We start from the raw sequence: 26,031 nt of genomic DNA, 5'->3' as shown, positions 1-26,031 counted from the left end.
CACCCGTCTTACAAAAGATGTATGACATACATAAAAATCATTAAATAATATTGGAATGTATTTAACTAAAGAGAAGAAAGAAGAGATTTTTGCACAACACGGTGAAGCAACAAACACTGGAAAAGCAGAAGCTCAAATCGCATTGTTTACTTACAGAATTAGTCACTTAACTGAGCACTTGAAAAAAAATCGTCATGATTATAACACTGAGCGTTCATTAGTACTATTAGTAGGTAAAAGAAGATCGTTGCTTGATTACTTGAAAAAGAAAGAGATCAACAGATATCGTGAGATTATCAAAGTATTGAATATCAGAAAATAATCAATATAGGAAAGAGGTGCGAAAGTGCCTCTTTTTTTATTTTAAATTAAAAATCAGATTTTTAGATTTTTAACTTTACAAACGCATAAATATTGATTTTTGAAATTGATATTGACATTAAAAAAAGTTTGGTTTTTCATTGGGTTTTAGATTAACAACAACTACACACACAACAACTACAACACAACTAAAACCCATTGTATAACCAATAAGGAAAAATTATGATTCCACAATTATTTGTAGAAAAAATCGATTTAGGTGATGGCAGAAGCATCACAATCGAGACAGGACGTTTAGCCAAACAAGCTGATGGTTCTGTAGTAGTAAGAATGGGCGACACGATGATACTTGCAACAGCAGTATCTGCACGTAGCGCTAACCCAAATGTTGATTTTTTACCATTAACGGTAGATTATCGCGAAAAATTTGCAGCAGCTGGTCGTTTTCCAGGTGGTTTCTTTAAGAGAGAAGCTCGCCCTAGCGATAGCGAAGTATTAACAATGAGATTAGTAGACCGTGTTTTACGTCCGCTTTTCCCAGACGATTACCACGCTGAAACACAAGTTATGATTCAATTAATGTCTCATGACGAAGAAGTTATGCCTGATGCTTTAGCTGGTTTAGCTGCATCTGCTGCATTAGCTGTTTCGGATATTCCTTTTTACAACTTAATCTCTGAAGTACGTGTTGCACGTATCGACGGTAAATTTGTAATTAACCCAAGCAGAGAAGACTTAGCAAAATCTGACATCGACATGATGATTGGTGCTTCTATGGATTCAGTTGCCATGGTTGAAGGAGAAATGAAAGAAATCTCAGAAGCAGAAATGGTAGAAGCTATCAAATTTGCTCACGAAGCTATAAAAGTTCAAATTCAGGCTCAATTACGTTTACAAGCTGCTTTTGGTAAAAAAGAAACTCGTACTTACGAAGGTGAGAAAGAAAACGAAGAAATTTACAAAAAAGTAAAAGCTGCAGCTTACGATAAAATTTATGCTATTGCAAAAGTTGGATCGGCTAAGCACGAAAGAACAGCTTCATTTGCTGAAGTAAAAGAAGAAGTAAAAGCTTTATTTACTGAAGAAGAATTAGCTGCTGACGGAGATTTAGTTTCTAAATATTTCTACAAAACAAACAAAGAAGCTGTTCGCAATGTAGTATTAGAATTAGGTATTCGTTTAGATGGTAGAAAAACTACAGACATCAGACCAATCTGGTGTGAAACTGATTATTTACCAAGAGTTCACGGTTCTTCTTTATTTACACGTGGAGAAACTCAGGCTTTAGCTACAGTAACTTTAGGAACTTCAAGAGAAGCGAATCAAATTGATTCTCCATCTGAACAAGGTGAAGAGAAATTCTACTTACACTATAACTTCCCTCCTTTCTCTACTGGTGAAGCAAAACCTCTAAGAGGAACTTCAAGAAGAGAAGTTGGTCACGGTAACTTAGCTCAAAGAGCTTTAAAAAACATGATTCCTGCTGATTGTCCTTACACAATTCGTATTGTATCTGAAGTTTTAGAATCTAACGGTTCTTCTTCTATGGCAACAGTTTGTGCCGGAACAATGGCTTTGATGGATGCTGGAGTTCAAATGGTAAAACCAGTTTCTGGAATTGCTATGGGATTGATTACTGATGGTGAGAAATTTGCTGTATTATCAGATATTTTAGGTGATGAAGATCATTTAGGAGATATGGACTTTAAAGTAACCGGAACTGCTGACGGTATTACAGCTTGTCAAATGGACATTAAAATTGATGGTTTACGTTACGACATTATGGAGCAGGCTTTAGGGCAAGCACGTGAAGGACGTTTACATATTTTAGGAAAACTGACTGAAACTATTGCTGCTCCAAGAGCAGACGTTAAAGCGCATTCTCCAAAAATCATCACCAGAACTATTCCTGGAAACTTTATTGGAGCATTAATTGGACCTGGTGGAAAAGTAATTCAGGAATTACAAAAAGCTACAGGAACAACTATTGTAATCAACGAAGTTGATGAGCAAGGTGTTATCGAAATCTTAGGTACAGATCCTGCAGGAATTGAAGCTGTTTTAGCTAAAATTCAATCTATTACTTTCAAACCTCAAATGGGCGAAGCTTACGAAGTTAAAGTAATTAAAATGCTTGATTTTGGAGCTGTAGTAGAATATACTGCTGCACCAGGAAACGAAGTTTTACTTCACGTATCTGAATTAGCTTGGGAACGTACAGAAAATGTTACTGATGTAGTAAACATGGGAGATGTATTTCAGGTTAAATATTTAGGTCTTGATCCTAAAACAAGAAAAGAAAAAGTGTCAAGAAAAGCACTTTTACCAAGACCTCCACGTGAGGAGAAAAAAGAGTAATCAGATCTTAGTTTACTAAAGGTTTATTCATAGAAAACCCTAATTCAATAAAATGAATTAGGGTTTTTCGTTTAACATCATTAAATAAAAGATTTTTTCATAAGTTTTATATGATTTTTTTAATATTTTTGAGGACCAAAAGCCAAAACATCAAAAATACCAATCCTTTGAAAAAAAATCAAAAAAAACATTATTTTATAATTTTATTTGGATTATTATTAAATATTTTAAATATCAATAGCCAAAATAACAAAGAAATCTCAACCTATAATTGGTTTGATAAAAATTCCGGAAAAGAAGCATTAGATTTCAATAATGGCACAGGGCATTTAAATTTTGACAAAACAATCGATAATGAAAATCGCTACTACATTACTGATGAATTTAAAACTGGCAGTATATCTTACAATGATCAAAACTACTTTAGTTTAGACTTAAAATATGACATCTTTAAAGATGAGCTTGTTTTTAGACCTTATATTGAAACTACCCACATTCAAATCAATCTTCTTAAAGAAAAAGTTGACTTTTTTAAAATTGGCAACCAAAAATTTGTCAACTTAAAACTATTACCTCATAGTTTAAAAACCGGTTACTATGAAGAAACGGTAACAGGAAACAACTCCATTCTTTATATTAAATATTACAAAGAAAAAAGAGATATTATAAAAGACGACCATTTTCTAATTAGCTACAAACAAAATTCTGACTTTTTACTATTAAAAGACAATACGTTTATTTTGATAAATGACAAAAAAGAAATCATAAAATTGTATCCTGAACAAAAAAGAAAAATACAGAATTTCTTTTCTACGAATAAAGATTTAAAAAAGGATAATCCTGGATTATTTATGAAAAATCTAATGAAATACATTAACAATTTTTAATCTCTAGAAAATCATTCATAATGAGAATTTTTACTATTATTTTACTTTTTTTGGGTTTAAATCAGTTACTGTATTCACAAGACCAAAAACCAACCATTAGTATTAACTACAAAAACATTAATCAAATTGAAGTTTTAAAGAAAATTGAAACCTCTACAAATTTTACATTTTATTTTCAAGAAGAATGGTTTGACAAGAATGTGTTAATTTCCGGAGATTATTCAAATAAAAGTATAGAAGAAATATTATCTAAAATTTTTAAAGAAACTGACCTTAATTTTTTTGTTGATAAAAACAAAATCATTTTCACCAAAAACAGTATTATTTACAATAAATATCCTGTAAAAAGTTCAATAGATTCTAAGAATACGCAAGCTCCTGTTTTCTTTCAACAATATGATTCAGTTAAAAAGAATATACCTGGAACTATTGATGCTCCAATTGCATTGATAGGGAAAGAAGAAGCAGATTCTGACATTGATTTTTATATCCTTTCTGGTCACATCACAGATTTGAAAGACAATAAACCTTTGGCAGATATTACCGTAAAAGAAAAGAACACAAATACAAGCACTATAACTGACGCATCGGGTTTTTACAGCTTAAAACTTCCAACAGGTATAAGTACAATTGAAGTCGAATCTTTAATTTACAGAAATACTACAAGAAAAATAATGATCTACAGTAATGGAACGCTTGATTTTTCTATAATTGAAAAAATAAATCAGCTTGATGAAGTTTTAGTAAAAGGTAAAAATAGTCAAAATATCAGAACAGCCATAACTGGAGTAACAACAATTCAGGCCGAAGGTGTAAAAAATATTCCACTGGTTCTTGGGGAAAGAGATATACTTAAGGTTGCATTAACGATTCCGGGAATAAAAACGGCGGGTGAAGGATCTTCTGGATTTAGTGTTCGCGGAGGAAAAGAAGACCAAAACTTAGTTCTGCTAGACAATGCAACTCTTTATAACCCTACCCATTTATTTGGTTTTTTCTCTTCTATTAATCCATACACAATAAATAAAGTAGATATTTACAAAGGTGGAATTCCATCTGAATTTGGAGGAAGATTATCATCTGTTTTTGATATCGTTTCTAAAAATGGAAATACAGAAAAAATCTCTGGAGAAGGCGGCATTGGACCTGTAACAAGCAATCTAACAGCTTCAATTCCAGTTGTAAAAGGAAAAGCAAGTTTATTAGTTGGAGGGAGAGCAACTTATTCTGATTGGATCTTAAAGACACTTGACAACGAAGACCTTAAAAACAGCGAAGCCTCTTTTTATGATCTATTTGCAAAATACAATCACAAAATCAATCAACACAACTCGGTTGAAGGAACTGTCTATTACAGTAAAGATTCTTATAATATAACTCCTGACTCTTTATACAAATATAGCAATAGGCTTATTTCCTTGAAATGGAAACATACTTTTAGTGAAAAAACGAACAGCGAATTTAATCTAACCAACAGCGAATATAAATTTAATATTAATTACGATTCAGCTAATCCGGAATCTTTTATTTTTAAATATAAAATAGACGAAACTCAAGCCAGTCTAAAATTTAATACAACATACAACCCAAAGCATAAATTTATTTACGGAATCCAAACTAAACTTTATAAAGTTAATCCGGGAGAAATGACACCAAATGGGTCGGCTTCCTTAATAAGTCCGCTGAAAGTAGATAACGAAAAAGGATTGGAATCTGCAGTATTTTTCTCTGATAAATATCAAATCAGTGAAAAGTTATTACTAGATGTTGGCGCGCGATATTCGTTATATGCGGCTCTAGGAGAATCAATTCAAAAAGTGTATCAAGATGGTGTTCCTTTAACTCCTTCTACTGTAATTGAGGAAAAAACGTATGCAAATAATGAAGTTATAAATACTTCCGGAGGTTTCGAACCCAGAATTGGCTTGCGTTATATTTTTGACGAATCCTTTTTTATAAAAGCCGGGTTTGACAAAAACTTTCAATACATCCATTTATTATCAAATAACTCCACTCAGGCACCAACAGATACATGGAAATTATCTGATTTGAATGTAAAGCCCGAAAGCGGTCTGCAATACTCGCTTGGTCTTTTCAAAAAACTCAACAACAATGATATCGAATTAAGTCTAGAAGGTTATTACAAAACATCTAAAAACATCTTAGACTATAAAGTTGGTGCAAATATAATATTGAATCAGGACTTAGAAACTGAATTGCTCCAGGGTGAAGGAAAAGCATATGGAGTAGAATTTTTATTAAAGAAACCAAACGGAAGGCTTAATGGATGGATTGGCTATACTTATGCCAGATCCTTTATAAAACTTGACAGTAAGTTTAATGATGAAAAAGTAAATAACGGTGATTATTTTCCATCAAATTTTGACAAGCCTCATGATGTAAGCATTGTAATGAATTATAAATTTACACATCGCTATAGTTTTTCTTCTAATTTTGTATATCAAACCGGAAGACCGGTAACCTATCCGATTGGAAAATACACCTATAATGGTGCTGAATATACACTTTACAGCGATCGAAATAAATATCGAATACCAGATTATTACAGACTTGATATTGGCTTGAATATTGAAGGAAATCACAAAATAAAAAAATTAGCACATAGTTTTTGGAACATTTCTATTTATAATGTCTTAGGCAGAAATAATCCGTATTCTATCTTTTTTGTAACAAAAGAGGGACAGATAAAAGCTTATAAAACCTCAATTTTTGCAGTTCCAATACCAACTATTACTTATAATTTTAAATTTTAAAGATTATGAAAAAAATCTTACTCTATAGATTTCTTATAACGATATTGCTCACATTTGCTTTTGGATGCACAACTCCATATAACTATCAAGCCAATGGTTTTGAAGATATTATTGTAATACAGGCAACAATCACAAACGAATATAAATTTCAAGAAATAAAATTGTCGAGAACTTATACACTTGCCGAAAGCACCCCAAAATTTGAAACAGAAGCAGTGGTTTATGTAACGGATGATGCCGGCAATAAATATGAATTTGAAGAAGGTGAAGGAACTTATCTTTCAGTAGCACAATTTCAGGCAAATCCAGACAGACAATACCAATTGCATGTACTGACAAAGAATGGAAAATCATACATATCCAGTACCGAAAAATTAACTACTCAAACTCCAATAGAAAACATCCAGGCAACACCTGTAACAAAAAATGACATTCTTGGAGTTCAAATAACAGTAAATAGCACTGACCCAACAAATACATCTAAATACTACAGATATGAGTACGAGGAAACTTCTAAAATTGTTGCTCCAAAATGGTATTCTATCGAGGCTGTTGCAAAAATGTTTCCCGCAGGATCTAATCCAAAAGGAGAAATAGTTTTTCAGGAAAGATCGAAAGAGAAAGAAGCCAGAATATGCTTTTCATCTCAGAAGTCTAACACTATATTACTAACAAGTACAAATGATTTATCTGCAGATAAAGTGATTAATTTTCCTTTAAGATTTATCAGCAGCACAGACAATTACATTAGAAACAGATACAGCATATTAGTAAAACAATATGTGCAGAGCCTTGCTTCATACACATTTTATGAAACATTAAAAAACATATCAAGTTCCGGAAGCCTTTTGTCGCAGACTCAACCTGGATTTTTCTCAGGAAACATTAAGGCTGTTGACAATCCCGGCGAAAAAGTAATTGGTTTTTTTGATGTGAGTTCCTATTCTGAAAAAAGATTGTTTTTTAATTTTACAGACATTTTTCCAAAGGAAAAAATTCCTGAATATCAATATTATTGCCCTGAAGAAAGTCAAATTCCGGAGGCATTAATAGACCAATATTATTATAATTATTGTTTCGCTGACAATTCTGTTTGTAAAGGAAATGAAATCTTAGATTTTATCCGAACCGGCATAAAAATCTATTATCCAAATAAAACCCCATCCTATTTATTGTATTCAATACAATGTGGAGATTGCAGTACTTTTTCATCAAACATAAAACCTTCATTTTGGATAGATTAAAACATTTATTAGTTATAACTTTATTATTAAGCTCCCAGCAAATTATCTTTGCTCAGAATAATACATCCTCTGATGAACTGAATGAAATTGATAAAAATCTAAACGAAACAGTTTTTATTACAACCAATACCAATTCATTCTTAACAGGAGAAACTTTATTATACAAGATATTCTGTATCGATAAAACAACAAATACACCTACAAAGTATAGTAAGATTGCGTATTTTGAGCTTATCGCCAATGATAAAAAAGTGATATCCACACAGAAAGTTTTTCTTGAGAACGGAACTGGAAATGGAGATTTTTTTATCCCCACTACTTTAGAATCCGGAACTTATAAAATAATTGGATATACCAGCTGGATGCTAAATAAAACTATTGATAATTATTTTAGTACTGATATTTACATTATAAATCCTTATAAAGAAAAATTAGCTGACATAAGTACTCAGGATGGAGGCACAATTTCTGAACCCATAATGGATGCTAACATTTCGTTTGAACTTAAAAACAAAACGTTTGAAAACAGAGCGTTGATTGATCTAAAAATCAAAACTGTTTCTGATGATTTTGGAAAAGGAAATTATACTGTATCGGTTAGAAAAGCAGATGGTTTTTCGGCACAAAAAAAGATGTCTTTTAGAGATTATCAAACAGCAATTCAAAATAAAGCTCCTGATAACACCGTTAACAACCTTAACTTTGTACTTCCGGAATTACGTGGAGAAATTATCACAGGAAGATTAAAATCTGTTTCGGAAGAAATTAAAAACAAAAAAGTGGCTTTATCAATTATTGGAAAAGACTACGATTTAAAATTAGCTAAAACAGATGAGCAAGGTCGATTTGCATTTAATTTAGAAAAATCAAATACAACACCAAATATCATAGTTCAAGTACTTGAAAACGATAAAGAAAATTACACAATTGAAATTGACAAAACAAAAGAAAAAGATTTCTCAAGTCTCACCTTTTCTAATCTTCAATTGAACTCAGAATCAAATAAAAATATAACTGAAAGACTGATTTCCAGTCAAGTTGAAAATGCTTATTACAGCGCAAAAAAAGACAGCCTAATTCCTCCTGATAAATTTGTTGCATTTTTTGGTTCTTCAACTACAGAATACAAATTTGATGACTTTACAAGATTTTCGACGATGGAAGAAACCATTACCGAAATTATAACGGGTGTTGTTTTTAGAAAAGAAGACAAAAAATATAAACTAATTGTTTACGATAACGACAAAAACTTTAACTCTAGCCTACCTCCTTTGGTTACAGTTGATGGCTTGATTCTTGAAGATTTGAATGAATTTTTTACTTATAACCCTAAAAATCTGTACAAAGTAAATGTAGTCAAAGGACTTTATTATTATGGTTCAAAATCATTTAACGGAATAGTTTGTTTTGCTACAAAAAATGGTGATTATGATACTAATTTAAAAGGAAGTTTTATAATTAGACCAGAAATTTTGAGGCCCATTAGCAAAAAAGAATATTTTCAGCCTAATTATACAAACAATAAAAACACAAGAATCCCAGATTACAGACACCAGCTTTTATGGCTGCCAAATACTAATTCAAACAATATAAACTCAACTATACAATTTTACACATCAGATGTGTCTGGTAAATTTGAAATAGTCTTAGAAGGTTTTTCAGCAAGCGGCAAACCTGTGTATATAAAAGAGATTATCGATATAAAAGAGACCATTTCTAATTAAATTAAAACCCCAATTCATTTGTTTGAATTGGGGTTTTCGTTTAAAATACCTAACATTAAATCAATTAAAAAGATTATTCTTCTTGAAGGGAATTTTATTTCGAATTAAATAAGCATGATAACAACTTGGCACACAAAAGTCCCTTATGGGAGAATCAGAATAATAAATTTGTTTTTTTAACAGAGCAAACAGAAAGATTGATTATTATATTGAAAAGATAAATTCGCAAGTCGATCTCTTTTTTTAATGCATATTCTGCTAAAGATTTTCATAGAAAACCCTAATTCAATAAAATGAATTAGGGTTTTTATTTTATTGAAAAACAGTACTATTAATGAAAATCACAAAAAATTCAGGAACTTCATTTTTAACGGGAATTAAACTAAAAAAACATATCTTTTTCACTCTTTTATTCAAAGAAAAAAAATATCTTTAGCCTACCAAAAATAAACGTATTAACCCTAACCCCCCTATTATGGAATTTAAAGTTGTCCAAATTACAAAAATTAATACCGTAGATTTCAAATTCACTGACACAGAAAATCTTACTTTACCGGTTCCTCCTTTAGCTTCGGCAAACCATTTCACAAATAACGGAGTAGACACATTAAAAATATGTGCTACTATATACATTAATTCTAAAGATTCAAAAACTCCGGTTGTTGGAAGTTTATCAGAAGATGGTAATGTTTTCGAAGTTTATTTTGACTACGATTGGGATGACGCTTCACCGGAAACTTATGATGTTTGGTATGTAGAAATTGACTATACTTCTAGTACCGTTGCAAACATCACTGAAGTTACATCTTATTTAAAAAATTTAAATTCAACAACTCATGTAGGAGGTGGCTTAGGTGATGATCCAAAAACTTCAAGAGGAACAAAAACAAGCTTACAACAATAAAAAAAAGATAAGTGAAATATATTTTAGACCTTGTCTTACCATTTAAGGATAATAATAATTATCATTAATCAATTCTTTTAATATAGTAATTTCATCAGATACTGAAAATGGTTCAAAAAATACCTAAACTACTTTTACTATTTATTTTTACAACTTCAGTAGCTTTTTCAAGACAAGAAAATGGTTTAAACTATTTTAGTGTCGCTATTCAAAAAAAAGCAAGATCTTATAAGCATGAAATTAACTTTAACAAAGCACAATACTTTTTTCTAAAAAAAGAATGGGACTCCACATTAGTGTACTCGATGAAGCAATTAAATTCTAAATCTGATTTAGAAATAAAAGAATATTGCCACTTTTTCAGAGGTTATTCATTAAAAGAAAAAGGTCTTTACAAACAATCGCATATTGAATTTAATTTAATAAATAAATCTTTCCAGTATTATTATTTGGTTGATAATTATACTGGAGGATTATTTTATTTTGAAAAAAAATTCGAACAGGCAATTATTCACTTTTTGAAAGCTGAGAAAGAAATATTAAATCAAAATGATAATAGTGAAATAATTGATTTATATGCAAATATAGGAATCTGCTATTTGCATTTAAAACAATTTACTAAAGCAGAATCTTATTTAAAAAAAGAGGTACTTTTAAACCCTAAACAAATTACAAAAAGTATAATTCAATCTAATACAAACATTGCAAATTTATATTACCTACAATATAAAGACCAACAAGCAATCTACTATTTCACAAAAGCATATACATTATCTAAAAATATAAAAAATTTCAACTTAAAAGAAAATACAGCCTTCAATATGGCGGTTGTAGAAGAAAATAGAGGCAATTACAAAAAAGCTATAGATTACAGAAAAGAAGCAGAAGATTGGAAAGACTCTCTAAACAATCAAAATAAAATTTGGGCTGTTGCTGATTTCGAGAAAAAGTTTGCCGTAGCGCAGAAACAAAAACAAATTAAAGTATTAGAAGTTGAGAACAAGCTAAAAGACACTCAACGTAACAGTTTGTTTTTTGCCGCAATAGGCTTACTATTAATTTTAACGGGAGGAGTTTATCTATACGGTCAAAAAGTAAAAAATGCAAAAACCATTTTACTTCAAAAGAACAAACTTGATGAACTCAATGCTACTAAAGATCAGTTATTTTCTATTGTAAGTCATGATTTAAGATCGTCTGTAAATGCATTAAAAACAAGTAATGCTAAATTATCAGCAACACTCGAAACTAAAAATTATGATGAACTACATCAGCTTATCATCCAGAATAGCACCATTGCCAATGGCGCTTACAGTTTATTAGACAATTTACTGCATTGGGCGATGCTGCAAACCAAACAATTGTACTTTCATAAGGAATCTATTCATTTATATTCTATTGTACAGCAAATCGAATACAACTACAAACCTTTGCTTTTGGATAAAGCGATTACTTTTGAAAATTCGGTATCGAAAAATATTTTTATTTTTGTAGATCTTGATTCTTTAAAAATTGTACTTCGAAATTTATTAGATAATGCTATTAAATTTTCTAATGAAAATGGCAAAATAAATTTTTACACTCAGGAAATCAATCCTGATTTTTGCGATCTTACAATAGAAGATAACGGAATTGGAATGAGCGAAAACACTATTAAAGAGCTACTACAAGAAGGAGAACTTTTAGCTAAAAAAAGCAACTCAGAAATTATAGGAACGGGTTTAGGCTTGCAGTTGTGCAAACAAATGATCAAAAAAAATAGCGGAACTTTAGTTATAGAAAGTGAGATTAACAAGGGAACTAAAATGATATTAAGCTTCCCGAAAACAAAAACAAATGGATAATATTAATGTTTTAATTATAGAAGATACTCCTGAGCAAAGCGATGCGCTTGCTAAAGTTCTGGTAGAGAACAATTATAACATTACAGGCGTTGCCGCCAACTTTACAGATGCATTAAAACTTTTTTACGAGAATACGGTAGACATCATTATTATAGATGTTTTTCTGGACGGAAAACCAGACGGAATCACCTTTGCTGAATCTATCAACATTATTCCAAATGCTTCAAAACCATTTGTGTTTTTGACAAGTTCGCAGGATCGTCAAATTTTTGAAAGAGCAAAACTTACCAAGCCTTTTAGTTTTTTGATGAAACCTTTTAACGAACTCGAAATTCTATACGCTATAGAAATGGCTGTCGAAAAATTCTATGCTCAAACGAATGTTTTTATGAGCGAAGAACAAGACACTGTAATTAGCAATGAGTATTTATTCATCAAGAAGAAAAACTCACTAAAAAAAGTCGCCATAAACGACATTTTATATATCGAAGTCGAAGAACGCTATTGCAATATTATTACCGAAAAGGAAAAATTCGTCATTCAGATCTCTCTCACCAAAATCAGTAATTTATTGGATAAAAATAAATTCGTAAAAACACATCGCAATACGATTGTCAATAAAGATAAAATTGAAGAAATTATTTTGGCCGACAATCTTATCATCTTAAAAGGAGACCACAAGATAAATCTTAGTGATACCTATAAAGATTTTCTAAAAAAAATGAACATTCTGTCTTAGTACAATTAATTCCTAACTATACAAATCCTCTCTATCCCGGGAGGATTTTTTTTGCTTTTGCAGGAAATATCCCAAACCCGAAAGACTTCTAAAGATTTCATGACAAAAAAAATGGCTTTCGTGACATTTTTGATTTCAAACAGAGAAATCAAAATTACTTTTACCCCAGAACCCAAAAGCTATACAGACATAAATGAGACTTGCCGTAAATACACCACCAGACATGAAAATTTTATCCATTTTAAAAAAAATAAAAAACAACCCTTGGATTGGTATTGCTGTTTCTCTGACTTTAATAATTCCGAGTTTATACGAAATTCTTGATGACGTTACAGTATTACGAAAGGAATACATCTTATTGATTATAGCATTTCCTTTATACATAAAATCGCTAAAAAAAATATTCGACGATATGCTTGATGTCTATGATGACATATCTGAATAAAAACACGTACAAGATAATTTAGAATCCTGTTTGCCCCGTTCTTCTTTATATACAGAGTTCCAATTCGTTATTCTTGAATTGGAACTTTTTATTTTTTATTATTTCCCACGCAACCTTTTTGATTTTAAGCTACTATTAATTAGAACCAAGCTAAAAATAATCAAAATGATAAACTTTATAAAAACAACCACAGTAATAATTTCTTTATTAGTAATCGCTTTAATATTCGGATGTTCTAATTTCGATGATAACTGGCGCGAAACAGCAAGTATAGATACGGGAACACCTGGCAAAATAATCGAAAAAAGTTCTGAGCTGTATAACACTTTGCAAAAAGCAACAACCAGCAAAGCTCTTGAAGGCGGAGAAGTTCCTCCTTGCGTAGAATTTGTATATCCTTTAAGTTTAAGAGTGTATGACAATAATTTAAACGGTATAGGCTCCACAAATATACACAGCGATGTCGAATTTAGTAAAGTTCTGGAAAACCTTCCAACCGGGCAATCTTTGAGTATAAGTTATCCTATAGCGACAACTTTAGAAGATGGTACAGAGTATACCGTTAATAATAATGCCGAATTGGCTATTGCCCTAAACAATTGCAGCAGAGAGGACATTATAAGATATTATAATGATTTGTTCATTCCTCCTACTCAAAATCCTATCAACTATTTCTGGAGAGTTAAATATTCTGAGGCTGGAGATAATACTTATTTTAGCGGAAGCTTTTTAGTAAGTCCGGGGGGGTATTTGCAATTTTATTATAATCATCAAAAATATGACGGAACATTTTTCTTTTTATTTGTAGATGATAAACTTCACATAAACATTAATTTAGAAGGAGATTCTGAAGTGGTGAAATATTGGAATATTGACCGCGAAGTAGAAGTAGACGGAGGTAATATTACAATAAAGAAAGCCCCTAAAGACATCAAACTCGAACTTATATACGAATCGAGAAAAGAATATAAAGTTGGAGATGTTGGTCCCGCAAAAGGAATCGTTTTTTACGACAAAGGCGAATACACTTTTGGGTGGAGATATATGGAGGTTGCCACAAAAAATCTAAAAGATTCTGAATGGGGATGCGCAACTTCGCCTATATCAAATGCAAGAAATACAGAATTAGGAAGTGGGCTTTATAACACCGCACAAATAATAAATTACCATGATAATTTGGCCAATTACTATTTAAATCCTTCGGTTTGCAATAGTGCAAATAACGGAACTCTATTGGCAAAAGATGCTGTAAAACAAATTCAGGATGTTTTTATCGATTGGTTTCTGCCTTCTGCAGATGAACTTGATTTGGTATACAAAAACTTATATTTAAACAATTTAGGAAATTTCCAAGATTCAGTTTACTGGACTTCTACAGAAATTGATGCAAATACGGTTTATACAGTTGATTTTAAAACCGGAGAAAAAACCGTTACATCAAAAATTCCTAAAAAAGGCACGATTAAAGCCAGAGCAATAAGATACTTTTAATTTAATTTCAGAAAGGTTATTCTAATTCCTATATTTAAAAACCATTAAACATTTTCATTTTTGAATTTAGATCAACTCATAAAAGGGTGCATTAAGCAAAACCGGAAATCACAGGAAGAACTCTATAACTTATATTACAAAATTCTCTTTGTAACGAGTTTAAAGTACTGTACAAACGATTCTGAAGCTGAAGATAATCTTCATGACGCTTTTATTGAGATATTCACCAATATCAAAAATTATAAGGGTTCGGGAAGTTTTGAAGGTTGGATGAAACGAATTACAATCAATAAAGCCATCAGCCGATATAGAGATTCTTCCTTTTTAGCCCCTATCAAAGACGACATTTCTCAAGATGTTTTTGTAGAAGAAAATGAAATAGACCTTTCACTGGATTATATGTTATTACTTATACAAGAACTCCCCCATCAATATAGATTGGTTTTTAACTTATACGAATTAGACGAATACTCCCATAAAGAAATTGCTATAATGCTATCGATAAGCGAAAGTACTTCGAAATCTAATTTACACAGAGCCAAAATAATTTTAAAAGAAAAAATCACTTCAAAAAAGCCATTCCATAACCACAAATCAAACCATGGAAAATAGAAAAGAAATAGGAAAAATATTTAAAGATAAATTGGTACTTCTAGACAAGAAACCAAGTGATAATCTATGGGCATCAATTGAAACTGATTTAAATAAAAAAAGAAAAAGAAAAATTTTATTCTGGCTTTTACCAACCTTATTAAGTGCCGTTATGGCAACTTCAATCTTATTTTTAGTCCAAACGGAAAAAGACAAAACTAATAATGAAAATTTTCAGGAAAAAGACAGAACTATTTCTAAGTCTAATTCCGTTCAGGATAAAGGTAAAACCTTTAAAACAAAACAAACGACAGCATCTCAATCTGGGAAATCTGTAAATGAAAAAACAATAAAAGTTCGGGATTCTAAAACAAATTTAGCTGTATCTCAACCTAAACCAACAACAAAAACAACAATAGGGCCATCTACCGAAACAAAAACGACTATTAAAAAAAGCCAATCGGAGAAATTAATAAAACAATCATCAAAATTAATAGTATCTACAGATGAATATGAAGAATATGAAGTAGTAAAAAAATACCGAGTAATTGTAAAAAAGAACCAAACAGTTACCACAACTCATAAAATTTCTAAAAGTAAAACGACGAAAACAACACCGAAAAAAAATACCATTAGCAGCACTAAAAAGAAAGTTATTTTTTCAAAAAAGAAATCAACAAATACAACTCAAAAGAGTTCTGAAATAATCACACCTACTCCGGCAGATTCAATTCAGAATAAAAACTCTTTGAAAAAAGAGATCATAAATAAGCCTTGGGTAAATAAGCCCGAAAATGATTCTATTAAAAAAGACAGCGTACTTAAAAAACAGGAAAAAAAACTAACTCCCAAACGGGAATACGTAAAAAGGGAATATCCGAAGCAAAAGAGTGAGACAGATCCTGAATACTCTGTTTCTGCATATTATGGGCCTGCGATTTCCGGATCATTGGCAAAGGAATCCATGATCAACAAAAGTTTTAATGATTTCTCCAAAAGCCACCCAATAACATCTCATTACGGATTTTACTTTAAATCGATGTATGGTAAAATTGGATTTAAAGTAGGGGTTGCCAAAATAAATTTAAAAACTGCTGTCACCGTCAATGATCCATCTGCCTTACGATATGAAAATATAACAATGAATAATTATAACAGCGTAGATATTGATAATTTTATTAAAAATGATGGCGAAGGAAAATTTGAACAAAAAATTTCTTATTATGAAATGCCTTTAGAATTTAATTATGCCTTAAAAAAAGACGAAAGCCGTTTTGGTGCAGAAGCATTTACAGGTTTTAGTATTTTAATTTTGGATAAAAATGAATTATCCTTTTCCTCGGAAAGCTTTAAAAATCAAAAAATTGGAGAACTAAAAAATCTCTCAGAAACCAATTTGTCTTTTAATCTGGGATTAGGCTTTAATTATAAACTTACAGAAAAATTTCAGCTTGATTTCAATCCAATTTTCAAATATTATCTTACCACATATAATGAAGATAACACAGCAAAACCTTACAGTTTATCGATACAATCTGGCGTAACATATAAATTTTAAAAAATATTTTCGTTTAGTTGTAACTTTTTTGATACTTCATACGTATAATCATTTGTACACTTAAAAATTGAGGAGACAAAAAACATGAGACAACTTAAAATCACCAAGCAGGTAACCAATCGTGAAACTGCATCGTTAGACAAATACCTACAAGAAATTGGAAAAGTTGACCTAATTACCGCTGATGAAGAGGTAGAATTAGCACAAAGAATAAAGGCTGGTGATCAAAGAGCTTTAGAAAAATTAACAAAAGCCAACCTACGTTTCGTTGTATCGGTTGCTAAACAATATCAAAATCAAGGATTAACTCTTCCGGATTTAATTAATGAAGGAAACTTAGGTTTAATTAAAGCGGCTCAACGTTTTGATGAAACTCGTGGTTTCAAATTCATCTCTTATGCTGTATGGTGGATTCGTCAATCGATTCTTCAGGCTTTGGCAGAACAATCACGTATTGTTCGTTTACCATTAAACAAAATTGGTTCTATCAATAAAATCAACAAAATGTATGCGTTATTAGAGCAATCTAACGAGCGTCCGCCTTCTGCTGAAGAAATTGCAAAAGAACTTGACATGACTGTAAATGACGTAAAAGAGTCTATGAAAAACTCTGGTCGTCACTTATCTATGGATGCACCTCTTGTTGAAGGTGAAGATTCTAACCTTTATGACGTTTTACGTTCCGGAGAATCTCCAAACCCTGACAGAGAGTTAATTCACGAATCATTACGTACTGAAATCGAGCGCTCATTAGAAACATTAACTCCAAGAGAGGCAGATGTTGTTCGTTTGTATTTTGGTCTTGGCGATCAGCACCCAATGACTTTAGAAGAAATTGGAGAAACTTTCGACTTAACTCGTGAGCGTGTTCGTCAGATTAAAGAAAAAGCAATCCGCAGATTAAAACATACTTCAAGAAGTAAAATTCTTAAAACTTACTTAGGTTAATATAAAAAATAAGTTCCAATATTTTTGAATTCCAAATTCCAATTATTGTTGGGATTTGGAATTTATTGCGAAAGTGCTTATATTGGACTTTAAAGCAAACAACAGTTTGATTGACTGTTCGTTTTTTGATTGATGATTGAAACTCCGGCTGATTACCGGAGTTTTTTATTGGCCTTAATTGAAAATTCATTTAACCGCAAAGTCCGCAAAGGTTTTTTATCTTTTAGGTCTTGTAAAAACATAAAGTTCGCAAAGCTTTGCGTTGATCAAACTTTGTAAGTTCATCAAAACCTTCAGCATAAAACTTTGTGAACTTTGCGTAAATCTTTGCGGACTTTGCGGTTAAATTTCAATGTAAGTCATAAAAAATCTATCTTTGCAAAAAATAACACACACAACTACACACAATGAAGAATACACTTATTGCTCCTTCTGTTCTTGCAGCTGATTTTGCCAATTTACAACGTGATATCGAAATGATCAATAACAGTCAGGCTGATTGGTTTCATATTGATATTATGGATGGTGTTTTTGTTCCGAATATTTCTTTTGGGATGCCGGTTTTAGAAGCAATTTCAAGACATGCTAAAAAAACAATCGATGTACATTTGATGATTGTCGATCCGGACAGATACATCAAGACTTTTGCAGATTTAGGTGCAAATATTCTGAGCGTACATTACGAAGCTTGTACCCATCTTCACAGAACACTTCAGGCCATTAAAGCCGAAGGAATGAAAGCTGGAGTTGCTATCAATCCTCATACTAATATCGATTTATTAGAAGATGTTATCAACGATATTGACTTAGTTTGCATCATGAGTGTAAATCCAGGTTTTGGAGGACAATCCTTTATCGAGAATACTTATGCTAAAGTAAAAAAACTAAAAGATTTAATTACTCGTAAAAATGCTTCGACAATTATTGAAATTGACGGTGGTGTAACCAGTAAAAATGCAAAACAATTAGTAGAAGCCGGAGCTGATGTTTTGGTTGCCGGAAGCTTTGTTTTTAAAGCCGAAAACCCAACTCAGACTATTGCAGAATTAAAAGCTTTGACAACTTTTTAAATTTTAAAAAGAAATAAAAACACAGCCGAAGAGAAATCTTCGGCTTTTTTTATGTGATTCAATTTTTAAAATTAAATTTGCTCTAATCTGCAAGATCTGCGTGAAAAAAGACCTTTATAATCCTTTAATCAATTCTGAAAAATGTTGGCTTTTCTATATCCGGTCAAACTAATATTTCTGTGCTTTTTAAAAAATTTATTCAAATGACTTTCGTCCGAAAAACCAAATTCTTCTACAATTTCATTGATTCTCATGTCACTAAAACGCAATCGATGTTCTATTAATCTTATTTTATAATTTGAAATAAAAGACTGAATCGTTTCTCCGGAATGATTTTTAAAATAACTCCCCAAATAAGTATCAGATATATCAAATTCTTTTGCTACAGCCGAAGCTTTTAATTTTTCAGGACAAAAAATATGAGCCTGTATGTAATTGATGATTTCCAGAATTCTTTTATCGGCACTTTCTTTTACTCCTGTTGGTTTTATTTTTGCAATGTTTCTGGCAGCAATTACAATAAGCGCGTTTACATAATGCGTAATTAAATCTTCATCGTAAATATCCTTATTATCAATAGCATGAATAAGAGAATCTGATATTGATTTTACCAGAAATTCATCTGCTTTTCGTTTTAAAATACAACCCGATAAATGTGTTGCATAATGCAGCAAACATCCTATATGATCGATACTTTTTGATTTGTATTCTTTTACATACTCGCTATTAATCTTCACCAATAAAAATTCTGTTGTAGTTACAATATCAAAATTATGATAATCATTGGGCGTCAATAACATTAAATTCCCAGTTTGATAAGAAATACAATTACCATTGATCTTAAGAAATCCATTTCCTGAAATAACATAAACCATCTGAAAAAAACTGAATTGCGAATTTACAATTGGGCATTCATCTACCTTTTTATAAAATACCTCCACCGCCTGATGCATGTTTTCTTTTCTCATAACACAAAAGTACTTTTTTATCATTTAATTGTACCGAAAAAAGAGCAATACTCAGTTTAATTTTGCTAAAAATAAAATATAAAAATGAAGCAAAAATTTTACTCCAGCAAAAACAACATCGCTTTAATCGCTATTTGTCTGGCAACCTTAATGTTCTCTCTTGAAATTTCAAGTGTTCCTGTCATCCTTCCAACACTCGAAAATGTACTGAACGCTAATCTCAAAGACATGCAATGGATCATGAATATTTACACCATAGGCTGTACCACTGTTTTAATGGCAGCAGGAACTCTGGCCGACCGATACGGCCGAAAACGTATTCTAATTATTACTTTAATTTTATTTGGTATTTCATCATTAATTTGCGGTTTAGCAGAGGATGTAACTTTATTGGTAATAAGTCGTTTCTTTCAGGGAATAAGCGGAGGTGCAATGTTAATTTGTCAGGTCGCTACTTTATCCCATCAATTTCAGGAAGGAAAAGAACGCAGCAGGGCTTTTAGTATCTGGGGAATTATCCTTGGTGTCGGATTGGGTTTTGGCCCTATAATAGGCGGTTCGATTATAGCAATATTATCCTGGCAATGGGTATTTTTAATCCATGTACCAATTGCTGTCGTTGCCGTGATTCTGGTTTACGGTTATGTAGACGAATCTAAAGATTCTGATGCTAAAAAAATAGACCTCTGGGGTATGATCACATTATCTGTAGCTGTGTTTGGATTAACATATTATATTACGCAAGGACCTGATCTTGGTTTTGCAAGCTCTTTAGCTTTGGGTATTTTAGCCATTACAATACTAAGTTTTGTGTTGTTTTTATGGGTCGAAAAAACCAATCCTTATCCCATGTTTGATTTTACGGTATTTAAAATCCGTAATTTTTCAGGTGCTATTTTAGGATCAATTGGTATGAATTTTAGCTTTTGGCCTTTCATCATTTATCTTCCTATTTATTTCCAAAGTTGTTTAGGTTATGATGTCGTAACAGTCGGACTTTCTTTACTTGCTTATACCCTTCCTACCTTAATCATTCCGCCTTTTGCCGAATATCTTTCGGTTCGTTATCTTGCGGGCATTGTAATTCCGTTAGGTTTGTTTGTAATAGGATTGGGTTTTATTGTTATGAGATATGGCAGCACTGCAGAACATGCCAGCTGGCTCACCATGCTTCCCGGTTCTTTACTGGCAGGAATTGGCTTAGGCTTAACGAATACACCCGTCACGAATACAACTACAGGTTCGGTTCCTTCTAATCGTTCTGGAATGGCTTCAGGAATAGACATGAGTGCCCGATTGATTACTTTATCTATCAATATTGCTTTAATGGGATTTATTCTGGTAGAAGGAATTTTCTTCTATTTAAATAATGCCTTTTCAGGAGCTATCGATACAAAAACATTACAATCTCTTTCAGAAAAAATTGCAGCAGGAAACTTTTCATCCCTTAACCAAGATTTTCCTCAGCTAGCAACATTAGATTCGTCTCAATCCATTTTACATGTGGCACTGGCTCATGGTTTTGAAATGATATTACTTTACGGCGGAATTGGTGTCTGGATTTTAGCGATTATGAGTTTTATATTTTTTAATCCTCGAAAAAAGCAAAATAAGTTATGATTGAAAGGTCTATAATTTGTGCCGTTAAGCACTAAATATTGCTATTCCTGTTTTCTACCAATATTTAGTACCTAACGGCACATCTCAACTCTTGATTAGCATTTATAAATCTATTTTTAGCAACTAAAAATCCTTACTGCTTTTTAAGTTTTTTAAATTGGGAAAGAAATCAATTCCGGTCATTTGTTCTAAAGTTTCAATAGGAACTACAAAATCATACAATGATTGATCACTATCCTGATTCGGAACCAGAAAAGCGATTGCTTTATGTTCTTTCCCTGTTTTAGCCAAAATAATTTTATAAAAATATTTAGGAACAGCTACTTTTTCTGTTCCTATTTTTTTATCCGAATCTTTCAAAATCCCTCCTGTTACCACATAAATATCATTGTATTTATCAGCCCAATAACGTGTTTTTTGTTCTAATCTGTTCCAGATTCCGCTATTAAAATCGTGATCCTGTGGCGAAATGTTCGAGGTATAAAAAGTATCGTTATATGCCTTTTGATCAAATTCCATATCTCCGGCAGGACAAAGATGCCCTTTATCATAACCTGATTTTTTATAATTTCTCCAATCTGCAGAACCCGTCGTTACACTTGGATCTTCACTAAAATAAGGACGTTTATAATTTCCGTTTTTTAGGTATTCTTTCTTTAATTCATAAGCCACCCATTCTGCCTGCTCAAACTTTTCATTATAAGAAAGTGTGTAATATTGATGTTTTACAATTTGTTTTGTTGTCGAAGTGGGTAAATAGGAATAAGTATATAACGAATCTGTACTGCTTTGATTAGAGGCAAGAGAAGTTTGTGCTTCCTGACCTAAGTCATTATCGTTGCTGATTTCTTTTTTACATGACAATAAAGCAAAGCCAATTAAACCTAAAACAATATAATTCTTCATTCTTTTACTATTTATTTTTCTTCTAAAATTCAACTTCAGCAAAAGCCAGTTCTTACAAAAATACAATCTAAAAGGGTACAAAAAAAACGCTCCAAAAAATTGCATTTTCTGAAGCGTTTTCTAACAAATTAATTCTATTTAAAGAACTAAGATTTTACTAATTTATCCTTTTTCATTTTAGGAGAAACAGATCCTTTTACTACACCGCCTTTATTAGATTGCAAATCATCCAAAACATTCAATGCTTCTTCAACATAAACGTCTTTAGATAATGCCTGATGCCATGCATCTCTTTTCTCTTTTAAGGTAGCATCGCTTTTCATTTCAAGTTCTTCATAAGGCAAAGATTTAAAAACCAGACTGTTTTTGTAATCCGAAATTGGTTTGTATTTTTTACCTTCATTTTCAACTTGTTCCTGAGTAGCTTTAAAACTATTAATATTTAAGCTATAGGTGTTTTCTTTATTTTTAACATCAATCCATTTTGCATTGTCTTCAATCAATTTGAATTGTGCATTTTGAGCGATTCTATCTTTACTATTTGCAATTGCTTTGGTAAAATTCTCGTTCGATTTCCAAGTGCTATAATCTGCAGGATCTATTTTATCCCATGGCATAGCATTGTCGATATCGCGTTCTCCCATTTTTAGGTAAGCATAACGATCCGGCATCACCACATCACTATGAACACCTTCTAACTGAGTCGAACCTCCGTTGATTCTGTAGAACTTTTGTCCTGTAATTTTCAAAGCTCCTAAATCGCCATAATTTGCATTACGAACAAACTGATTTAAGTCTAAAACGTTTTGAACTGTTCCTTTACCATAAGTTTGTTTACTACCAATGATAACACCACGTTTGTAATCCTGAATTGCAGCAGCCAAAATCTCTGATGCCGAAGCCGAGAAGCTGTTTACCATAATTACCAATGGTCCGTCCCACTCGATTTTTTTATCTTTATCGTATAAAACTTCTTTCTTTTTACCTGCTGATTTTACCTGAACAATTGGTCCTTCTTCGATAAATAAACCAGCAATGTCCACTACTGTAGATAAAGATCCACCTCCATCATCACGAACGTCAAGTACAATACCATTGATATCTTCTTTTTTCAGTCTTTCTACTTCAAGCGCAATATCTTTTCCGGCATCACGACCATCTTTGTTTTCAAAATCGATATAAAATTTCGGTAAATAAATTACTCCGTATTTCAAACCGTTTCTTTCTACAATACTTGATTTAGCATACGTTTCTTCAATTTCAACGATATCTCTAACAATCGAAATCACTTTAATCGTTCCGTCTACTTTTTTAACTGTAAGTTTTACTTCAGTTCCTTTGTGACCTTTAATTTTTTTCACAACATCGTCTAAACGCATCCCTACAACATCTACAGGTTCTTCGTTTCCTTGTGCTACTTTCAAAATTAAATCTCCTGCTTCCAGTTGTTTTCCTTTCCAGGCTGGCCCACCAGAAATCAACTCATCAATTTGAGTAAAATCATTTTTCTTAGTTAATCGTGCTCCAATACCTTCCAGTTTCCCACTGATGTTTACATCAAAACGATCTTTTTCCTCAGGGGCAAAATAACTTGTATGCGGGTCAAAACGAGTCATGATTGAGTTTACATATACAGAAAACCAATCTTCTTTATTTAGATCTTTAATCAAACTAAAGTTATCATCCAGCGATTTTAGAGAACTATCGCGTGTTTCTTTTTCTAATGTTTCAAAAGATTTTACTTTATAGTTAGGATCTGCTTTCTTTTTATCTTCTTCTAACTTTTGTTTTGTAACAAGCGAAGAAAGGGTAGATAACTTAATTTGTTTTCTCCATCTTTCATTGATTTCTGTTGCATTTTTTGCATAAGGCAACTTATCATAATCAGCATTGAAAGTTTCATCAACATCATAGTTGAATGGCTGCGCTAAAATAGTCTTATAACGTTTTTTGCTTTCCTCCATACGTTTCATCAATCTTGTATAAGTAAGATTGAAAAACGTTAAATCCTTATTCAAAAACTGATCGTCTAATTGCAGCTCATATTGTTTGAATTCATCAATATCAGACTGCAAAAAGAATCTTTTTGAAGGATCTAATGCATCAACATAATCTTTAAAAATTCCTTTAGAAAACTCGTCATTTATTTCTGCCGGACTATAATGTCCTTTTTCAATAACAAATGCCAATAATTCTAAAAGTGTTTTATCTCTGTTCGGATCCGGATCAACTGACTTATCTGCATTAATTTTAAAAGCAAATAAGGTTAAAGACAAGCATAATACGGCTATAAGTATTTTATAATTTCTTTTCATAAACTTAATAATAGCATTCATCAAATTTTTTAATCTAAGTTAACGGTAAAAATTGTGCCAACTTGCCAAGTTCGCTATAATTTTTTGTTAAAGATATAAAAATGTTTGAACCTCAAAAGTCTTCTTGAATTAAGTTTATAATTTTTGCTTATTTGTTAGTATTCTACCAAAATCAGTTACTACATTTGCTTTTACAAGCTTTAATTTTGATAAATTGAGATAAGAACCACAGCATGGAAAATGAAAAACCTTTAATATTAGTCACCAATGATGACGGAATTCTTGCGCCGGGAATTAGGGCTTTAATCAGCGTTATGGAAACCATTGGAGACGTTATAGTAGTAGCACCAGACAAGCCTCAAAGCGCAATGGGTCACGCCATTACCATAAACAATACTTTATTTCTTGACAAAATTTCGAAAGAAGAAGATATTATAACAGAATATAGCTGCTCCGGAACTCCTGTTGACTGTGTAAAACTGGCCGTAAATGAAATTTTAAAAAGAAAACCGGATCTTTGCGTTTCAGGAATTAATCACGGAACAAATTCTTCTATAAATGTTATTTATTCCGGGACTATGAGCGCTGCTGTCGAGGCGGGTATAGAGGGAATTCAGGCTATTGGATTCTCCTTATTAGACTTTGACTGGAATGCCGATTTTGAACAAATAAAATCATTCGTTAAAAAAATAACTTTAGAAACCCTCAAAAATAAATTGCCTCCGGGTGTCGTTTTAAACGTTAATTTTCCAAAATTAAAAGAAAACGAGATTAAGGGAATAAAAATTTGTCGTCAGGCGAAAGCATATTATGCACAAAAATTCGACAAACGACAAACTCCCTTTGGAAAAGATTATTACTGGCTTACAGGCAAATTTACTAATGAAGATCAGGGAGAAGACACAGATGAATGGGCTTTAGAAAACGGTTACATTTCTGTAGTTCCTGTTCAGTTTGACTTAACGGCTCATCATTCTATGCAACAACTTAATACCTGGAATTTAAATGAATAAAAAAGACTTACTTATTGGTTTTATCGTCGGAATTTTTACGGCGCTACTCGGAAGTTATTTGTTTGTTACTTTTTTTACAAAATTCGATTTTGCAACGGGAATTCATACCATAAAAAAAGAAGGATATTTAGGAAAAGTAATTACTATAGGAACGGTTTTAGATCTTGCTGTTTTTTGGATTCTGTTAAAAAGAAACGAAGAACTAAAAGCAAGAGGTGTTGTTCTGGCCGTTATTGTTTTGGCCATTTCTACTTTATTTATTTAAATCTTATCTTTGCCTTGCAAAAAAAATGTTGTGTTTAAAAATTGAA

The 26,031-nt window shown here is 31.7% G+C and carries 21 protein-coding genes; 18 read left to right on the top strand and 3 right to left on the bottom strand.

Annotation, left to right across the window (positions count from 1 at the left end; translation table 11 throughout):
* The first annotated feature begins 55 nt into the window (after positions 1–55).
* The 15 genes from rpsO to rpe all read left to right on the top strand — a co-directional run bounded on the left by rpsO (position 56) and on the right by rpe (position 18,898).
* On the top strand, positions 56–322 hold the full coding sequence (gene rpsO / locus B0M43_RS07345; RefSeq protein ID WP_041516556.1) for a 30S ribosomal protein S15: 267 nt from the start codon (positions 56–58) through the stop codon (positions 320–322).
* A 221-nt stretch (positions 323–543) separates the two neighbouring features.
* On the top strand, positions 544–2,679 hold the full coding sequence (locus B0M43_RS07340) for a polyribonucleotide nucleotidyltransferase (RefSeq protein ID WP_065449243.1): 2,136 nt from the start codon (positions 544–546) through the stop codon (positions 2,677–2,679).
* Positions 2,680–2,846: 167 nt separating this feature from the next.
* A complete protein-coding gene (locus tag B0M43_RS07335) occupies positions 2,847–3,566 on the top strand; it encodes a hypothetical protein (protein WP_123921770.1) in 720 nt (239 codons plus the stop codon).
* Between the two features lie 20 nt (positions 3,567–3,586).
* Positions 3,587–6,340, top strand: a complete 2,754-nt coding sequence (locus B0M43_RS07330) for a carboxypeptidase-like regulatory domain-containing protein (protein ID WP_078006322.1) — start codon at positions 3,587–3,589, stop codon at positions 6,338–6,340.
* Between the two features lie 5 nt (positions 6,341–6,345).
* Entirely contained in the window at positions 6,346–7,584 is a 1,239-nt protein-coding gene (locus B0M43_RS07325; RefSeq protein ID WP_078006323.1) for a DUF4249 domain-containing protein, read from the top strand.
* Entirely contained in the window at positions 7,572–9,308 is a 1,737-nt protein-coding gene (locus B0M43_RS07320; protein ID WP_078006324.1) for a hypothetical protein, read from the top strand. The genes B0M43_RS07325 and B0M43_RS07320 overlap by 13 nt, the downstream gene beginning before the upstream one ends.
* A 475-nt stretch (positions 9,309–9,783) precedes the next feature.
* Entirely contained in the window at positions 9,784–10,212 is a 429-nt protein-coding gene (locus B0M43_RS07315; RefSeq protein WP_078006325.1) for a hypothetical protein, read from the top strand.
* A 107-nt stretch (positions 10,213–10,319) separates the two neighbouring features.
* The gene (locus tag B0M43_RS07310) at positions 10,320–12,056 is read left to right on the top strand and encodes an ATP-binding protein (protein WP_246860205.1); all 1,737 of its coding nucleotides are present in this window, start codon (positions 10,320–10,322) and stop codon (positions 12,054–12,056) included.
* Positions 12,049–12,795, top strand: a complete 747-nt coding sequence (locus tag B0M43_RS07305) for a LytTR family DNA-binding domain-containing protein (RefSeq protein ID WP_078006326.1) — start codon at positions 12,049–12,051, stop codon at positions 12,793–12,795. Before B0M43_RS07310 ends, B0M43_RS07305 begins: the two co-directional genes overlap by 8 nt.
* A 193-nt stretch (positions 12,796–12,988) precedes the next feature.
* Positions 12,989–13,240: a hypothetical protein gene (locus B0M43_RS07300; protein WP_065449237.1), complete on the top strand. Its 252-nt coding sequence runs from the start codon at positions 12,989–12,991 to the stop codon at positions 13,238–13,240.
* A gap of 165 nt (positions 13,241–13,405) precedes the next feature.
* A complete protein-coding gene (locus B0M43_RS07295; protein WP_078006327.1) occupies positions 13,406–14,731 on the top strand; it encodes a hypothetical protein in 1,326 nt (441 codons plus the stop codon).
* A 60-nt stretch (positions 14,732–14,791) separates the two neighbouring features.
* Positions 14,792–15,343, top strand: coding sequence for an RNA polymerase sigma factor (locus B0M43_RS07290; RefSeq protein WP_078006328.1), 552 nt, complete (start codon positions 14,792–14,794; stop codon positions 15,341–15,343).
* Positions 15,333–16,880 (top strand): porin family protein, encoded by a 1,548-nt coding sequence (locus B0M43_RS07285; protein ID WP_078006329.1) that lies wholly within the window; start codon positions 15,333–15,335, stop codon positions 16,878–16,880. Before B0M43_RS07290 ends, B0M43_RS07285 begins: the two co-directional genes overlap by 11 nt.
* Positions 16,881–16,964: 84 nt before the next feature.
* Complete coding sequence (locus tag B0M43_RS07280; RefSeq protein ID WP_007804760.1) at positions 16,965–17,828, top strand: RNA polymerase sigma factor RpoD/SigA; 864 nt, start codon at positions 16,965–16,967, stop codon at positions 17,826–17,828.
* Positions 17,829–18,235: 407 nt separating this feature from the next.
* Entirely contained in the window at positions 18,236–18,898 is a 663-nt protein-coding gene (rpe, locus tag B0M43_RS07275; protein ID WP_065449235.1) for a ribulose-phosphate 3-epimerase, read from the top strand.
* A 128-nt stretch (positions 18,899–19,026) separates the two neighbouring features.
* Here rpe and B0M43_RS07270 read toward each other — a convergent pair whose 3' ends face one another.
* The gene (locus tag B0M43_RS07270; protein WP_210418048.1) at positions 19,027–19,866 is read right to left on the bottom strand and encodes an AraC family transcriptional regulator; all 840 of its coding nucleotides are present in this window, start codon (positions 19,864–19,866) and stop codon (positions 19,027–19,029) included.
* Positions 19,867–19,950: 84 nt separating this feature from the next.
* Here B0M43_RS07270 and B0M43_RS07265 point away from each other — a divergent pair, with 84 nt between their 5' ends.
* Positions 19,951–21,486, top strand: coding sequence for an MFS transporter (locus tag B0M43_RS07265; RefSeq protein ID WP_078006330.1), 1,536 nt, complete (start codon positions 19,951–19,953; stop codon positions 21,484–21,486).
* 123 nt (positions 21,487–21,609) lie between these two features.
* Here the strand turns inward: B0M43_RS07265 and B0M43_RS07260 are convergent, their stop codons facing one another.
* Both B0M43_RS07260 and B0M43_RS07255 read right to left on the bottom strand, forming a co-directional pair.
* Positions 21,610–22,392 carry a DNA/RNA non-specific endonuclease gene (locus B0M43_RS07260; protein ID WP_078006964.1) on the bottom strand — a complete coding sequence of 261 codons (783 nt, stop codon included), beginning with the start codon at positions 22,390–22,392 and terminating at the stop codon, positions 21,610–21,612.
* 146 nt (positions 22,393–22,538) lie between these two features.
* On the bottom strand, positions 22,539–24,728 hold the full coding sequence (locus B0M43_RS07255; RefSeq protein ID WP_078006331.1) for a carboxy terminal-processing peptidase: 2,190 nt from the start codon (positions 24,726–24,728) through the stop codon (positions 22,539–22,541).
* Positions 24,729–24,940: 212 nt separating this feature from the next.
* Between B0M43_RS07255 and surE the strand changes: the two genes are divergently transcribed.
* Complete coding sequence (gene surE / locus B0M43_RS07250; RefSeq protein WP_065449231.1) at positions 24,941–25,720, top strand: 5'/3'-nucleotidase SurE; 780 nt, start codon at positions 24,941–24,943, stop codon at positions 25,718–25,720.
* The gene (locus tag B0M43_RS07245; RefSeq protein ID WP_065449230.1) at positions 25,713–25,985 is read left to right on the top strand and encodes a hypothetical protein; all 273 of its coding nucleotides are present in this window, start codon (positions 25,713–25,715) and stop codon (positions 25,983–25,985) included. Before surE ends, B0M43_RS07245 begins: the two co-directional genes overlap by 8 nt.
* The last annotated feature ends 46 nt before the right edge of the window (positions 25,986–26,031 follow it).

It is taken from the genome of Flavobacterium sp. KBS0721 (assembly GCF_002007065.3).
In the GTDB taxonomy this organism is placed as follows: Bacteria; Bacteroidota; Bacteroidia; order Flavobacteriales; family Flavobacteriaceae; genus Flavobacterium; species Flavobacterium piscis.
Note: the sequence above shows the minus strand (reverse complement) of the source record. Positions and strands in the feature narration are given on the sequence as shown.